Origin of the sequence: Granulicella sp. S156 (assembly GCF_009766105.1) — a bacterium.
GTDB lineage: Bacteria > Acidobacteriota > Terriglobia > Terriglobales > Acidobacteriaceae > Granulicella.
In genome coordinates this window covers 246669-260504 of record NZ_LMUH01000007.1, presented here as the reverse complement: position 1 = coordinate 260504, position 13836 = coordinate 246669, and the positions used below count along the sequence as shown (strand labels likewise).

15 protein-coding genes and 1 pseudogene are annotated in these 13836 nt (G+C 57.1%); 10 read left to right on the top strand and 6 right to left on the bottom strand.

Annotated elements, in window-relative coordinates:
- The first annotated feature begins 95 nt into the window (after nucleotides 1–95).
- The 3 genes from GSQ91_RS06865 to GSQ91_RS06855 all read left to right on the top strand — a co-directional run bounded on the left by GSQ91_RS06865 (nucleotide 96) and on the right by GSQ91_RS06855 (nucleotide 2790).
- Nucleotides 96–1832 carry a cyclic nucleotide-binding domain-containing thioredoxin-disulfide reductase gene (locus tag GSQ91_RS06865; protein WP_158820516.1) on the top strand — a complete coding sequence of 579 codons (1737 nt, stop codon included), beginning with the start codon at nucleotides 96–98 and terminating at the stop codon, nucleotides 1830–1832.
- Nucleotides 1833–1908: 76 nt separating this feature from the next.
- Nucleotides 1909–2364: a nuclear transport factor 2 family protein gene (locus GSQ91_RS06860; protein WP_158820515.1), complete on the top strand. Its 456-nt coding sequence runs from the start codon at nucleotides 1909–1911 to the stop codon at nucleotides 2362–2364.
- 18 nt (nucleotides 2365–2382) lie between these two features.
- Nucleotides 2383–2790, top strand: coding sequence for an OsmC family protein (locus GSQ91_RS06855; RefSeq protein ID WP_158820514.1), 408 nt, complete (start codon nucleotides 2383–2385; stop codon nucleotides 2788–2790).
- 26 nt (nucleotides 2791–2816) lie between these two features.
- Here GSQ91_RS06855 and GSQ91_RS06850 read toward each other — a convergent pair whose 3' ends face one another.
- Entirely contained in the window at nucleotides 2817–3707 is an 891-nt protein-coding gene (locus GSQ91_RS06850; RefSeq protein WP_158820513.1) for an SMP-30/gluconolactonase/LRE family protein, read from the bottom strand.
- Nucleotides 3708–3910: 203 nt separating this feature from the next.
- A complete protein-coding gene (locus GSQ91_RS06845) occupies nucleotides 3911–4483 on the bottom strand; it encodes a PadR family transcriptional regulator (RefSeq protein WP_158820512.1) in 573 nt (190 codons plus the stop codon).
- 41 nt (nucleotides 4484–4524) lie between these two features.
- On the opposite strand from GSQ91_RS06845, the gene GSQ91_RS06840 reads away from it, so the two are divergent.
- Nucleotides 4525–4926, top strand: coding sequence for a hypothetical protein (locus GSQ91_RS06840; RefSeq protein WP_158820511.1), 402 nt, complete (start codon nucleotides 4525–4527; stop codon nucleotides 4924–4926).
- Between the two features lie 82 nt (nucleotides 4927–5008).
- Here GSQ91_RS06840 and GSQ91_RS06835 read toward each other — a convergent pair whose 3' ends face one another.
- From GSQ91_RS06835 to GSQ91_RS06825, 3 genes are read right to left on the bottom strand one after another with little or no spacing between them, the layout of a single operon-like run.
- Entirely contained in the window at nucleotides 5009–6787 is a 1779-nt protein-coding gene (locus tag GSQ91_RS06835) for a DUF885 family protein (protein ID WP_158820510.1), read from the bottom strand.
- Between the two features lie 41 nt (nucleotides 6788–6828).
- Nucleotides 6829–7299 (bottom strand): nuclear transport factor 2 family protein, encoded by a 471-nt coding sequence (locus GSQ91_RS06830; RefSeq protein ID WP_158820509.1) that lies wholly within the window; start codon nucleotides 7297–7299, stop codon nucleotides 6829–6831.
- 22 nt (nucleotides 7300–7321) lie between these two features.
- Entirely contained in the window at nucleotides 7322–7582 is a 261-nt protein-coding gene (locus tag GSQ91_RS06825; protein ID WP_254064396.1) for a PadR family transcriptional regulator, read from the bottom strand.
- Nucleotides 7583–7800: 218 nt separating this feature from the next.
- On the opposite strand from GSQ91_RS06825, the gene GSQ91_RS06820 reads away from it, so the two are divergent.
- From GSQ91_RS06820 to GSQ91_RS06810, 3 genes are read left to right on the top strand one after another with little or no spacing between them, the layout of a single operon-like run.
- Nucleotides 7801–8655, top strand: a complete 855-nt coding sequence (locus tag GSQ91_RS06820; protein WP_158820507.1) for a transporter — start codon at nucleotides 7801–7803, stop codon at nucleotides 8653–8655.
- Between the two features lie 39 nt (nucleotides 8656–8694).
- Nucleotides 8695–9267: a hypothetical protein gene (locus GSQ91_RS06815; protein WP_158820506.1), complete on the top strand. Its 573-nt coding sequence runs from the start codon at nucleotides 8695–8697 to the stop codon at nucleotides 9265–9267.
- Nucleotides 9264–9611, top strand: coding sequence for a hypothetical protein (locus GSQ91_RS06810; RefSeq protein WP_158820505.1), 348 nt, complete (start codon nucleotides 9264–9266; stop codon nucleotides 9609–9611). Before GSQ91_RS06815 ends, GSQ91_RS06810 begins: the two co-directional genes overlap by 4 nt.
- Nucleotides 9612–9647: 36 nt before the next feature.
- On the opposite strand, the pseudogene GSQ91_RS06800 reads toward GSQ91_RS06810, so the two are convergent.
- Nucleotides 9648–10606: pseudogene (locus tag GSQ91_RS06800) on the bottom strand (hypothetical protein).
- Nucleotides 10607–10733: 127 nt separating this feature from the next.
- On the opposite strand from GSQ91_RS06800, the gene GSQ91_RS06795 reads away from it, so the two are divergent.
- From GSQ91_RS06795 to GSQ91_RS06785, 3 genes are all read left to right on the top strand, one after another.
- Nucleotides 10734–12062 carry an MATE family efflux transporter gene (locus tag GSQ91_RS06795; protein WP_216845113.1) on the top strand — a complete coding sequence of 443 codons (1329 nt, stop codon included), beginning with the start codon at nucleotides 10734–10736 and terminating at the stop codon, nucleotides 12060–12062.
- Between the two features lie 234 nt (nucleotides 12063–12296).
- Nucleotides 12297–13130: a hypothetical protein gene (locus GSQ91_RS06790; RefSeq protein ID WP_254064392.1), complete on the top strand. Its 834-nt coding sequence runs from the start codon at nucleotides 12297–12299 to the stop codon at nucleotides 13128–13130.
- Nucleotides 13131–13226: 96 nt separating this feature from the next.
- Nucleotides 13227–13607, top strand: coding sequence for a hypothetical protein (locus GSQ91_RS06785; RefSeq protein ID WP_158820501.1), 381 nt, complete (start codon nucleotides 13227–13229; stop codon nucleotides 13605–13607).
- Nucleotides 13608–13836 lie beyond the last annotated feature (229 nt).

Genomic DNA, 13836 nt, shown 5'->3' with positions numbered 1-13836 from the left:
GCATGTCGTTATTCAGCCTGAACGGCCTCATCCTTCACGAATGGATGACAGGCTCTAAAATAGGGTCACGAACTCAGCGAGGAGATTCCAGAGTCATGGCCGGCGTCGAGAACAAAGAGAACAGTGCATGGAGCACTCCAGAGTTTCGTCCGGACCTCGCATTCGCAAAACTTACAGAAGAGATGGTCGAACGCCTGCGCTCCTACGGCCAGGAAGAGAGCTTCCCGGCGAACGTCCTGCTATTTACTTACGGTGAGCGGCGGGTGGATATGTTCGTCGTGCTCGACGGGCAGGTTGATATTTTTTTGCTGCCCGCTGCGGATGGCGAATCCAGGATCATTGCGCATCATCAGAGATGTGATTTCTCCGGCGAGTTGAATCTTCTGACCTCACAGGGGTCCCTTGTGCAAGCGCGGACGGTGAAGGCGAGCCGTCTTCTCCGCATACCGCGTAACGAGTTGCAGCGGCTCATGCGCGCAGAAGGCGACATCGCGAATCTCATCACCTCAGCGGTCATCTGGCGTCGCATTGGCATCATCGGCGAACCGACCGGTGGCATCGTTCTCATGGGGAACGTCGGCGATGTGGAGACGACTCAACTGCAGCGCTTCCTTATCCGCAATAACTATCCGCACAGGATCGTCGAGGTGCCGGCCGAGGAAGCCACACTGCCCGATGACGGCCTATCCGAGCATGAATCCAGTTTCCCAGCGGTAGTCCTCTCCGATGGCCGTACCTTGCAGCGGCCTACCATCACGCAGCTTGCAGACGAGCTAGGCATCACCGAGCTTCCTGATCCCGAGATGATCTACGACGTGACAGTCGTCGGCGCTGGCCCCTCGGGTCTCGCAGCCGCTGTCTATGCGGCATCGGAAGGGCTCTGCACCATTGTGATCGAGGGCACCGCTCCCGGGGGGCAGGCAGGCACCAGTTCCAAGATCGAAAACTATCTCGGCTTTCCGACAGGGATCTCCGGCCAGCGCCTGGCCAGCCGCGCCCAGTTGCAGGCCTTGAAGTTCGGTGTACGCTTCGCCATCTCCAGAGATACCGTAACGGCGGAACAGATCGATGGCATCCACAAACTGACGCTTGCGGGAGGCATCCCGGTCTGCTCACGGTCTGTCGTCGTGGCCTCTGGAGCGCAGTACCGCAAGCTTTCCGTGGAGAACTACAGCCAGTTTGAAAACCGCGGGATCTACTACGCGGCGACCGCGATGGAGTCGTTGCTCTGCCGCGAACATGAAGTGATTGTGGTGGGTGGTGGCAACTCGGCGGGACAGGCTGCGGTATTTCTATCCGGCATCGCGAAGCATGTGCACCACATCGTGCGCGGTAAATCGCTGGCCAGCACCATGTCGCAGTATCTGATCTCGCGCATCGAAAGCTCCTCGCATATCACGCTCTATACCGACTCCGAGATCGTGAAGCTCGAAGGCGAATCTTCTCTAGAATGCGTCACCTGGATCAATCGCAAGACCGGTGAGTCGACGATGAAGCCGATTGGAAGCGTCTTCGTGATGATCGGCGCCGAGCCCAACTCAGGGTGGCTCTTCGGCACGGTGAGGCTGGATAAGAAGGGCTTCATTCTTACCGGCGGTACAGACGGCTTTGATGGCACTCCCTACGCGACCAGCGTGCCGGGGATGTTTGCCGTCGGCGATGTGCGCTCCAACTCCGTGAAGCGGGTCGCGTCTGCGGTCGGCGAGGGTTCCGTGGTCATCTCGGACGTTCATCGTTATCTTGCCGACCATCGCAACAAGTTCGCCGCCGAACCGAACTCCGCGCTGGCGGCGTTGCGAGCGGCGAGTGCTGCAGCTGCCGCGCACAGCTAACGCGTGCTGCGGCGGCTATTGATAAAATCGCCGCATGCATTCTCTAGCTTCAGCAGCCGTCTCGATATCCGGTAGTGTGCCAGGGACTCCTGATCAGAAATTGATTCGGGGTATACGCAACGCATCCAATCAATCGATCGCCTCAGGCGATACCGTAGCCTTCGCCGCCAGCCTGGACGAAGACTTCATGGTCGTCACGGGAAACGGGTCTCTTCTCACCCGAGAGGCGTATATCGCAGCGTTCGCGAAGGACTTTGAGGACCCACATTCGATTCGATTTGAACGTATTGTCGATTCGATTGAGATCTCAGATTCTGTTCCACTCGCCGCCGAGCATGGTCATTGGGCGGGACGTGTCTCTGGTGGTCCAGTCCTCTTCAGCGGAACCTACCTGGCGATGTGGCGCAGAACGGCGCGCGGCTGGAAGCTGCGGTCGGAGCTATTCGTTTCATTGGTATGCAAGGACGCTGCCGCCGGCGAAAGCTATCGCAGTAAATATGGAGCAACGTCTGCGCGTCCGTTTCAGCAATAAATTCAAAGGAGTTCAATCATGGTTGCCATTCAATTCGAATACCAGGGAGACTTGCACTGCAAAGCGGTCCACGGCCCCTCTGGAACCGAGCTCAGCACCGACGCGCCCAAGGACAATCAGGGGCGCGGTGAAAGCTTCTCGCCCACAGACCTGGTTGCAACCGCGCTTGGCACATGCATGCTAACGGTTATGGGAATCATGGCTCGAACACTGAACATCGATATCGCCGGGACCACGGCAACCGTCGAAAAGGAGATGACGGCCACACCGCCAAGAATGATTGCGAGCTTAACCGTCAAAATACATGTGCCGCACTCGCTCAGCCCCGACAACCAGCGAAAGCTCGAGCGCGCCGCCCACACTTGCCCAGTACACAAGAGCCTTCACCCTGACGTCCAGACTCCCATCGAGTTCACCTGGGGCTGATCTCTAGCAGCGAATCTGCTATCGAACTATTTGGGCATGGGGATAGACAAGACCTTGCCGGCACCGCGCTCGGAGATCCAAAGGGTATCGCCCGCAGGTTCAACTCCGGTGGGTGACTTGAGCCCTTCCTTGAGCACAGTGACGCTCGCCTTCTCTCCGTTGACGGTGATCGCGGCGATTGTTCCGCTGCCATTTTCGGCGACGATGAGCTTGCCATTCGCTGCCCGCATGCCATCCGGCCCCTTTACCGGCTGGTCCATCCAGATATCGATAGGTTTCCCTGGCTTGCCGTCGGCGTCCACTGGGATGCGGTAGAGCTTATTGAAGACCACGTTGTTCACATAGAGCGTTCCATCCAGGAAGGTGATGCCATCAACGCCCATCAGCGTCCGATGCTCCAGGTAAAGCTCCGCGGTGGAGGCACCAGCGGGCAGCCTGTAGATCTTGCCGTTGGTGGTGTCGGTTATATAGAGTGCCTTGTCCGGTCCGATCGAAAAATCGTTACACGTGCTGTCGTCCTCTGGCAGGCTCCAGCGGACCTTCGGCGCGCCGGTAGAAAGATCAAAGCCTCTCAATGCGGTGTGTCGCCGCACTGGAGTGGTGTCTGGCACCGGGGTCAGTTGGCATGTCCACAACGTGTTGCTGGCCGCATCCACCAGCATGCCGAAGAAAAATGTCCCCGGGCCTTCGGCACTGGCGTCGATAAACTTCTCGGCGGTGGAGGAACCCGAACGCACCTTATAGACGAAGGGCGAACTGGCGCTGCCAACGAACAGCACACCGCCCGGTGCTACGGCCAAACTTTCCGGCTGTGATTTCGCATCGCCGATCAAAATGTCAGCGGCGGACGCGGCTTGCGTAAAGATCACGAATAGAGCAACGCAAGTGGCGAGGCGTCGAGCGTTCGAAACAGACATCGTCAAATCTCCTCAGAGTTGATCTTTCGTCCCATCGATGGATGATTCATACCAGTTAGTCTTAACCGGCGAAAGAAGTAACGGAAGCTATGTTTGATTAGCCACGCTAGTCTACGGAACGATCGGCAGATTTCTCGCTGCCGATGAATTACTGACGATAAGAGCGTTTACCGGGAGCAATCGGGTACCATCCGGCGACATAGCTACTTTTCTGGCGATAGACGAGCCGGATCGGGTGTGTCCAGAATGCGTCCGCCCTCCACATCGGCAAGTACCGCACAAAGCCATCGAAGGTCCAAGCGGCTCTGCTCCTCCATATGTTCCATTAGGTATCTACTGCCCGTAGGCAAAAGTTCAGCCCATTGCCGACGTAGCTCCGTAATCTCCGCGAGCCGTGCATCCTGTCCTTTGATTCGGCTGCGCAGAGCTTCCGCGACGAGTTTGTGATCGGCCAAATGCAGGAAAAGCATCGGCCCATACAAAGTGGTTTTAAGGTCGCCTGCCGCAGTGAATTGTGCGTGGAGCAATTCCTGAAAACGCTGACGGCCTGCTGGAGTGATGCGGTACACGGTGCGCATGCCACCACGAGCCACCCGCTCCTGAGCAATCGCAAGCACAAGACCTTTTGCGACAAGCTGTTTCACTGCGTAGTACAAGGTGCCGGTATCGACATCGGTGAAACACTCGATCATCGCTTGCGTAAGGCGTCGCTTGATCTCATATGGATGGAAGTCGCCGCGATGCAGAACGCCGAGAATATAGAGTTCAGCTTTCATTAGTTTAATTGTACTATTGCTGTTGAACTATGGAGATTGCCATGAAACGTTCTTTCGTTGCCTGTATCGCTGGACTGCTTACATGGATCGTTGTCGTCACCGTGATTAACCGTGTGCTTCGCCTCACTCTGTCGGGCTACACTGCTGCCGAACAAACGCTGGTATTCACTCTCTTGATGAAATGGGCGCGTCTGCTGATGGCGATTGCGACTTCTCTCGCAGCGGGTGCTGTGACCCGCTGGGTATCGCCAACGGGCCGCTGGGCGCCGTGGATCGTAGGCGGTGTTGTGCTTGCCATGTTTCTGCCTGTCCATATCTCCATTTGGAGTCGATTTCCAGTGTGGTACCACCTCTCATTTTTGCTCACAATCGTTCCAGGTGTGCTCGCCGGTGCGTTACTCGTCAGACGAGCGAAGCGAAGTGTCGCGCAATATGCGGATTAGTCCTGCTAAGTCTTAGTGCAAGTCGGCTTATGGGAAGTAATACCCCATGTCTCGGAGTGAGACATGGGGTTCTGGACTGATGTCAGTTACTGGCGACGGCGGGGAGTTGGGCTTTGATCCAGCGGCTGACGCGGGCGTCGAGGACGTCAAGCGGCAGCGCACCGCCGGAGAGGATCTCGTCATGGAAGGTCTTGAGGTCGAATTTCGTGCCTAGCTGCTGTTTCGCGCGTTCACGCAGCTCGCGGATCTTGAGTTGGCCGAGCTTGTAGCTGCAGGCCTGGCCAGGGCCGGAGATGTAGCGGTCGGTCTCGGCCTGGATTGTGGGTTCGTCGACAGCGTGCGAGCTGCGCATGTACTCCACAACCTGATCGCGGCTCCAACCCATATCGTGAATGCCGGTGTCGAGCACCAGACGCACCGCCCGGAACAGCTCCGAGCGGAGGCGGCCGTAGTCGGAGCCGGGATCCTGGTAGAAGCCGATCTCCTTGCCTAGCTCCTCGGCATAGAGACCCCAGCCTTCGGTGTATGCGGAGTTTCCACCATGCTTGCGGAACTCCGGCAAGTCGGTGAGGGACTGCTGGATGCTGATCTGGAGATGGTGGCCGGGAACGCCCTCGTGGTAGGCGACGGCTTCGTCATTGATGAAGCTGCGGTGGGTGGGGTCGGAGACGGCGACGGAGACACGGCCGGGACGTTTGCCGTCGGGAGTTCCTCCCTGGTAGTGGGTGGCAGCGGCGGCCTGGAAGGGTGGGATCGGCTCGACTGTGACGGCAGTCTTGGGCAGCAGATTGAAGAGCTCAGGCAGATGCGGCTGCATCTGCGCGATGTACTTGCGGAAGTCCTCTACGATGGTGTCAGCGGAGGTTGGCTGGTATTTGGGATCGTTTTCGACGTGATCGCGGAAGCTGGCCAGATCCTTGTAGCCGTTGGCCTTGGCGAGTGCGGCCATCTCCCCTGTGATGCGAGCGACCTCCTTCAGTCCGATCTCGTGGATCTGTGCGGCAGTGAGGTCTGTGGTGGTGAAGCGGCGGAGGGCGGACTGGTAGCGACGTGTGCCTCCTCCGAGAGAGTTGATGGAGAGCGTAGTTCGGCAGTGGGGGATATAGTCCGTGGTGACAAAGGCGGCGAACTGCTTATAGGCCGGAAAGACTTCCTGGTTGACGGTGGAGGTGATCTCATCCGTGAGACGCTTCTTATTGGCCTCTGAGAAACTGGCGGGGAATTTTTTGAGAGGGAGGAGGAAGGGGTCGGCAGTGATCACTCCGTCAGCCTGGCTCGGAATCTTTTCGGCGATAAAACGGACGGGGACGAGGTGATCGTTCACGCCGGCGCGAAGGACGTCCTCGGTCTGGAGGAAGGCCTTGGGGATCTGGTGGAGGCGGGCGATGTAGTCCTCGTAGTGCTTCACGGAGTCGAACGGCATCGAAAGCGGGAGATCCGCGAGGTTGGCATGGATGCCACCGCCGCCGCCCGATGAGCTGAGGGGCATCTCGAAATCTTTAAGGTCGTAGTCGTTGACGCGCTCCTGAAGCTGGCGCAGGAAGAGGTCGTGGGAGATCAGGTCCTGCTCGGGGAAGCCGCTGGGATCGATGGCCTTGATGCGTGCCAGGTCAGTGAGGTCGCGCTGGTGGCGAGCGGCGGAGGCAGCGAGAGAGTAGTCGCCGAGCTGGTCGTTGTAGCGATAGTCGCCGACGGCAGTCGCCAGGAGGGGACTCATCTTAAGGCTCGCCTGCCACGAGTCGTCAAAGAGGGCGTTCTGCGCGGCAAGGCGTGTGGTTACGGAGGCAGGCGCCTGGGCACAGGCAAATGGAGACACTGCGGCTAAAAAGAGAGCGGAGATAGCAAGCAGGTTAGGACGCATGCGGACTAGCGTATCAGAGCGCTTGGAATCTGGTCACAGCACTAACTCGCCGGACAAACCTTCCGCCCGGTATCAGCCACGCTCGCGATCAACCACTTCCCATCCTGACGAACAAGGTTGAACAGATCCGTCCCGCAGTGGTCGACCTTGCCATCCACCAGGAACTCGAAGGGCGCCCACACCACGGCCAGGTCGTTATCGATCCGCACCAGGGGATCGTGAATTCTTTCTTCGATGTGCGACGTTCCCGGTCTGCCGACTCGATCAGCAAAGGCTTCAAAGGTCATCTGCGTTGGCTTGCCATCCCGCATCAACACCATCGTGCCACCGGGCAGCAAAGGTGCCTTGATCGCCGTCGCGTCACGCTTCGACATGCCGTCGAACAGCGCCTGCACTGGAGCAAGTACCGCCTGCTCCTCAGGTAGAGCTGCGCGCAGCGAAGGTGTCAGCAAGCCGAAGACTACGGTGCAGGTAATCAACGAACACAGAGGCAATCGACGAGGAATATCCATGGCTCCCGATTCTAAACCCGATCTAATGGATTGCGGAGTTGTTGTCAGGGGGCGATATCTTTCGCGGGTGTTCTTCGTGAAGTTCATGATGAAGCTCGTCTACCTTTTCTCTGGCTTTGTCCAAGGCTTTCCTGCCAATGGCGGTGATCTTGTAAACCCGTCGCTGACGTCCTCCAACATTCCTGAGTACAGACTTCAACAAGCCACTCCGCTCCAGGCCATGCAGGAGTGGGTAGAGGGTTCCCGGGCCAATGCGATACCCATGATGCTTCAACTCCTCCATCATGGCCAATCCAAAGATTGGTTCTTGTGAAGCATGCACCAGCACATGAATCCGTATGAGTCCGAAGTAGAGTTCCCGCTGTTGTTTCAACACAACGTAAATATACCTTCACAGAGGTGATATGAGATTTTATGTTATCGAATTTCGATATATGCTGTTTGAGTCAGCCATTCGCTTCCTAGAGGCATCATGAACTTCGCTGGAAAGCAGGAGCTTCGATGAGCTTTAGCATCCATTGCTCGAAACTGGCGATGCTTCTCGTCCTTGTATCGGCGGCTTCAAAGCTTTGGGCGCAGGCCGGCCCGCCGTTCCAGACAGATGATCCGACACCGGTGGATCTGGGGCACTACGAGGCTTATATCTTCGGGACCGTGGATGGCACTCCGGCAGAGATCGATCCGACCGGGATAGCGTTTGAGTTCAACTGGGGCGCGATTCCCAACATTCAGCTTCATGCCATTCTTCCCTTCGGCGCGGTCATGCCGTCCAATAACCCTGTCTATCTTCCAGGCGGAACGGGTTCTAGCGCCTTTGGGTTGACGGATATGGAGCTGGGGGTGAAGTACGGATTCATCAAACAGACGAAACACCGCCCGCAGATTGGATCGTTCACCATGTTCGAGATTCCGACCGGGAGTTACTCCAAGGGGCTCGGTGTCGGCAAGGTGTGGTACAAACTGCCGATCTGGGTAGAGAAGGAGTTCGGACCCTGGAGTCTCTGCGGCGGGCTGGGCTACGCTGTCGTTCCTCAAACTCAATATCGCAACTATCTTTACGGTGGATACTTGGTCAAACGCGAAATCAGCGAAAAGCTCGAACTATCTGCCGAGATTTTTTCTCACGCTCGAGAAGGATTTGCCGCCGCTCAGACGCAATCCTCAGCCATGATTGACGCAGGCGGCTACTACCACTTCAAGTCTCCCGGACTCCAGTTGCTCTTCGCGTATGGTCACTCCATCGCAGGGCAGACAGAGAACTATGGCTATCTCGGACTCTATAAAACCTGGGGGAAAGATAAAGATGCAGACAAGAAAACCTCTGGTGAAGCCATGGTGTCTGCGCAACCCCGTTAGAGCAGATGAGAGGCGCTCAACCTTTCATAAGGAGAACCAATGGAAATCACGATGCGGAGTCTCTGGACACTGATCCACGGCATGGGGTTCGGTGCACTCTATCTGCTGGCATGCTCCGGCGCACTCGTAGAGCTCTATCGCTTCACGATCTCCGCCGCTCCTGCTGAACCCACACCGGGGCAAGAGCGCTTTCTCAAGGGGTACATGTTCGCCATGGTGGTGCTTGCATGGGCTGCCGTGCTGACCGGAGCGTATGTCATCTATCCCTGGTATCGAGCGGCAGCACCGCCAGGAACGGCCGATCTTTCGATGTTTCCGCAACGTCTGCTTATGTCGAGCCCCACCACTATCGACTGGCATTCGCTGGGAATGGAGTGGAAGGAGCATGTTGCCTGGTTCGCTCCTATCTCAATCACGATGGCAGCATTCGTCGTGATCAAGTATGGTCGCGATCTCAAGCACCATCGACAACTTCGTACTGCGGTGCTTTCCTTCACCTTGGTTTCGTTTTTAGCAGCCGGTATCGCCGGTTTCTTCGGCGCGATGATCAACAAATATGCGCCGGTCCAGGGCGGGCATACGCTCCAACTGAGCCACGGAGAAGAGAAATGAATACGTCAGAGACCGCTGTCTCCCCCAGCACTTCCATTCTTCCCAACGGTTCCGGCGTGGCTGCCATCCTCGCAGCTGGCATCGGCTCCTTTGTTCTTGCAGTCCTGGCTTTCGCCGGGGACAAATCGGTTGCGGTAAAGAGCAGCCTTGTTTTCTATAAACCGACAGGAGCTCTCTCCGGCGTAACCACGACAGCCATCCTGGTCTGGCTCTTTACCTGGGGGATCCTGGAGTGGCGTTGGGGCAAGAAGACCATTGCGGCGGGGCGTGTTATTGCCGTTGCTTTCGTTCTGCTGGGCCTGAGTTTGTTGCTGACCTTTCCGCCGGTTGTTGACCTTTTCTGAATGGGATATCGCGAAATTACATCACTGAATTCGCAATCATTCGGCGTCTATGTCCAGCCTGGCAGCAGCGGAGTTAAGTCCCGTTCTTGGGCCCTTCGGTTTGTTGGAGACAATACCCGCTTCATAATCGCCAGGGCCGCCTCTTAGAGGAGCAGGCTCATAACGGACAAAGTGCGTTGAATGGGTGGCCATCCCTTGTGTGCTTGAACGGAGGTGCTTCTCGTACGCGAATAGTTCGGCCAAGGGCACCACGGCATGGAGCACTTGCGAATGGGCGCGAGTCTCGAGGTCTCGATGCGTCCGCGGCGCTCGTTGAGGTCTCCAATGATGTTGCCCAGGTACTCTTCTGGAAGCACAACCTCGACCGACATAACCGGCTCCAACAGGATGGGACCGGCTTTGCGGGCAGCTTCCTTGAAGGCCATGGAAGCTGCAATTTGAAAGGCTATTTCGTTCGAGTCTGTCACATGGTAGTTGCTGTCGTAGAGAACAGCCCGCAGGTCCACCATCTCGTAGCCGGCTAAAATGCCACCCTTCAGGGCGCGTTGGATACCGATACTGGCGGACTCGACAAATTTCGAAGGGATTGTGTCTCCAGTAGTTTCGTCGACGAATTGATAGCCGCTTCCTGGTTCACGGGGCTCTAGCCTAAGAGCCACATGGGCATAATTGCGAAGGCCATTCGTTTGCCGTGCGTATGTTCCTTCCGCTTCGGCCCGTTTGCGAATGGTTTCTAAATAGATAATTCTGGATTCACTGGCGTCGAGCTCGATCTTGTACTCCTGCACAATACGGGCGCAGATGGTCTCCAGCTGCAGATCGCTCGTCCCGCTGATGAGGATCGGCCCATCTCCAGATTCTGATTCAACCTTGATAGCGGGATCTTGTTGGACGAGATCGCTCAGTGCCTGCAGTAATTTCCAGCGATCAGCCTGTGTTCTCGGGCTGAGGGCCACAGATATCAGCGGACAACTTAGGGGGTAGGATTCGCTCATTGGCGCACCACCATTGATTGCGAGTTCAGTGTAGCTCTCGTGCTTCCGAATATGCCAAGGAAGTCACGGTCCTGACGCAGTCCTCTGCTGTGGCAAGGTAAAACTCCAGCACCGTAGAATGATGGAAATGTCCTATTGGTATCGGCGAGTTTTTCTCCTCGCCATCCCGCTCATCCTTTCGAACCTGACCGAACCTCTACTCTCTACGGTGGATACGATCCTCTCTGGCCATCTGCCTAGCGCGGCAGCGCTGGGCGGCGTTGCTGTAGGTGGCATCCTCTTCAACTCCATCTACTGGACCTTCGGTTTCCTGCGCATGACGACGACCGGTCTGGTGGCGCAGTCGCATGGAGCTGGAGACCAGGACGAAGTCATGCACCACTTCGGCCGCGCCCTGCTCACCGCGCTGCTGATTGGGGCTGTGATCCTCCTCATCCAGAAGCCGCTCATCTCCGGCGTGCTAACGCTATTGGGTGCCACTGCGGAGACACATCAAAACGCGTTGACCTACTGCAGTATCCGCATCTGGTCGGCGCCGGCGGCGTTGGCGAACTACACCATCCTCGGCTATCTTCTGGGCCGGCAGTATGCCCGTACTGCGTTGCTCCTGCAGGTCGTGATTAACGTAGTCAACGTGGCCGTAGCTCTCACGCTGGTCCTGCGTTGGCACTGGGGTGTCGCTGGCATCGCCACGGCGACGATGACCGCAGAATGGGTGGGATGCTTCCTTGGCGTTGCGCTCATGCTGGCCAAGGGCGCTCGTATTAGCCATGTGCGCTGGAGCGAGTTGATCGACGGCGGCAGCCTGCGTCGGCTCTTCTCCCTCAATCGCGATATTCTCCTGCGCACGTTGAGCCTGGTCGCAGCGTATGCCTGGTTCACTCGCACGGGAGCCCGTTCCGGAGATGCAGTCCTCGCAGCGAACGCAGTGCTCATCAATTTTCTCTGGATCGCCGGCTACGGACTCGACGGCTTTGCCAACGCTACAGAGGCGCTTGTCGGTGAAGCGATCGGCGCACGGCGCGTGGAGGACTTCCGCTCCGTGCTCAAGGCCAGCTCTGTTTCAGCGTTCACGGTTGCTGCGGTGATCTCTCTCCTGTATCTCATCTTCGGCCGTCAGATCATCGCCATCTTTACGAACCAGGAATCGATTCGCTCGCTCGCCGGGCAGTTTCTGCCCTGGCTAATCGTCTTGCCTCTGGTGGCCGTTTGGAGCTTCCTGCTCGATGGCGTCTTCATCGGCGCCACGCGCGCCAGCGAGCTACGCGACAGCATGCTGATCTCCCTCGTTGGATTCTTAGTCCTGGCCGTCGTTCTAAGGGCACGCTATGGCAATCACGGCTTGTGGTGCGCCATGCTGGCCTTCATGGCGCTGCGAGCGATTACGCTGGCCTTGCACCTGCCCGGGATCGAACGAAAATCCTTTGCCGTAGCTGAAGATCTGGTCGAAGCCTAGCTCGCATCAGGAGATCAGGTGAACGGATCCTAGCCCTACGGTCCGTTCACTTTTATAAGCCGGGTGGCCCGAATCTGAGTGAAAATAAAAGTGGCGTTTCATCGTTCGCCGATTGATGGCTGAAAGGCCACTTTTCGACATGCCTGCTGGTGATGGCGGCTAACATTTTGCCGAAACGTTCGTAAATCTGCTGCATCAAAAAAAAGTAACTTTTTGTAGGCATAGGCGGATGATATGGCTCAAAAAAAGACAAGCTACCTTTGGCTAGGAGCACTCGCGCTCTCGTTTACCGTTGCGCATGCTCAAAGCCCGCAGCAGATCATTCAGCAGGTCGTCAATGCCGAGCATCAGGCGGACCTGAACGACCATTCCAAGTGGATTTACCTCGAAGAGATTCATAAGCCGAAGGAGCACGTTCTCCAGTGGGTGGCCAATTCACCACAAGGAGATGCCCAGCGCATCCTGGAGAAAGACGGCCAGGAGTTCTACCCGCTGCAGCAGCGCGAGCTCATTCAGCAGTTTATGCACGATCCCCACGCGCAGAAGAAGCAGGTCTCCGAGACCAACCACGACAATCAGCAGATTGACGATCTTCTCCAGCTTCTCCCTAACGCCTTTCTCTGGACAGTGACAGGCTCAAACGCAGCCACCACCACACTGCACTTCGAGCCTGATCCTAACTTCCATCCGCCTACACGCGAGGCCCGCGTCTTCAGCAGCATGGCCGGCGATCTCGTCGCGGATAATCAACAACACCGTGTCCGCAGCATGCGCGGCCATCTCATGCGCGAGGTCACTTTTGGCGGAGGCATCCTCGGCAGGCTCAAGGAGGGCAGCGCCTTCTCTCTGAAGCAGGAGGAGGTTGGCCCCTCGCTCTGGCAATTGACAGAGTTCCACGTTCAGCTCGAAGGCAACGCTCTTCTTTTCAAGAACATCTCTCTCCAGCAGGACGACGAACGCTCAAGGTTCGAGTCCGAGCCTTCAACCGTCACCCTCGAGAAGGCTGCCGATATCGTCATGAATCAGCCGCAGGCAGTCCAGCAGCAAACCGCATCTGCCGCAAAGTGAATGGATATCTGAAAGAGGCTCTAGCCTGAGATTCTTGTTTTATTTGATCCCGATTGGGGGCATCATATTAAGCAGGGAAGAGAGCGGAGCGTAACCGTGAAAACCAAATTGGGACTCACCGTATTACTGCTACTCGCATTCGCCGTTGTTGTGACCGCCCAGGGCCAGTCCAACTCCGATCAGGTCGCACCGACGAGCCAGAAGACCGTAAAGACCAAGAAAAAAGGCCGCAGCGCCGGTGGTGATATCGGCAGCGGAAGCGGAGACATCGGCAAAGGCGCCGCCAAGGGTGCAGGCAACTTGGCCGAAGGTACAGGCAAGGGTGCTGTAGACCTCGTCACGCTTCATCCTATTGATGCGGCCGCCTCTGTCGGCAAGGGTGGCGTCTCCGCAGGCAAAGACGTGGCCGTCGGTTCGGTGAAGGGAACCGGCAAAATCGTCAAAGGTGTAGGCAAGGGAATCAAACACATCTTCTGATCGGACAGAGCACAACGGGCGCTTGCTCAGTGCAGAATCAAGGTGGCTGTACCCGATCTGTCGTGTTTTCATGTCACCACAAATCTGTCATCCTGAGCGCAGTCGAAGGACCCCGAAACCCTATATCTCGCCGCTACATTCTGCACCTTTTCCACCTCGAACACCCCGCCTCGGCTGCTTTGGTTGAAAGGTGTGAACTATATAGGTAAGACCAAAACTCTCGCGGTCC

What these genes read in the sequence shown, in the direction of transcription:
- GSQ91_RS06850 (WP_158820513.1), bottom strand. Translation starts at nt 3,707, where the DNA reads ATGTCTGTTTCGAACGCTCGACGCCTCGCCACTTGCGTTGCTCTATTC.
- GSQ91_RS06810 (WP_158820505.1), top strand. Translation starts at nt 9,264, where the DNA reads ATGAATACGTCAGAGACCGCTGTCTCCCCCAGCACTTCCATTCTTCCC.
- GSQ91_RS06835 (WP_158820510.1), bottom strand. Translation starts at nt 6,787, where the DNA reads ATGCGTCCTAACCTGCTTGCTATCTCCGCTCTCTTTTTAGCCGCAGTG.
- GSQ91_RS06795 (WP_216845113.1), top strand. Translation starts at nt 10,734, where the DNA reads ATGTCCTATTGGTATCGGCGAGTTTTTCTCCTCGCCATCCCGCTCATC.
- GSQ91_RS06820 (WP_158820507.1), top strand. Translation starts at nt 7,801, where the DNA reads ATGAGCTTTAGCATCCATTGCTCGAAACTGGCGATGCTTCTCGTCCTT.
- GSQ91_RS06825 (WP_254064396.1), bottom strand. Translation starts at nt 7,582, where the DNA reads ATGGAGGAGTTGAAGCATCATGGGTATCGCATTGGCCCGGGAACCCTC.
- GSQ91_RS06840 (WP_158820511.1), top strand. Translation starts at nt 4,525, where the DNA reads ATGAAACGTTCTTTCGTTGCCTGTATCGCTGGACTGCTTACATGGATC.
- GSQ91_RS06790 (WP_254064392.1), top strand. Translation starts at nt 12,297, where the DNA reads ATGGCTCAAAAAAAGACAAGCTACCTTTGGCTAGGAGCACTCGCGCTC.
- GSQ91_RS06815 (WP_158820506.1), top strand. Translation starts at nt 8,695, where the DNA reads ATGGAAATCACGATGCGGAGTCTCTGGACACTGATCCACGGCATGGGG.
- GSQ91_RS06845 (WP_158820512.1), bottom strand. Translation starts at nt 4,483, where the DNA reads ATGAAAGCTGAACTCTATATTCTCGGCGTTCTGCATCGCGGCGACTTC.
- GSQ91_RS06830 (WP_158820509.1), bottom strand. Translation starts at nt 7,299, where the DNA reads ATGGATATTCCTCGTCGATTGCCTCTGTGTTCGTTGATTACCTGCACC.
- GSQ91_RS06865 (WP_158820516.1), top strand. Translation starts at nt 96, where the DNA reads ATGGCCGGCGTCGAGAACAAAGAGAACAGTGCATGGAGCACTCCAGAG.
- GSQ91_RS06855 (WP_158820514.1), top strand. Translation starts at nt 2,383, where the DNA reads ATGGTTGCCATTCAATTCGAATACCAGGGAGACTTGCACTGCAAAGCG.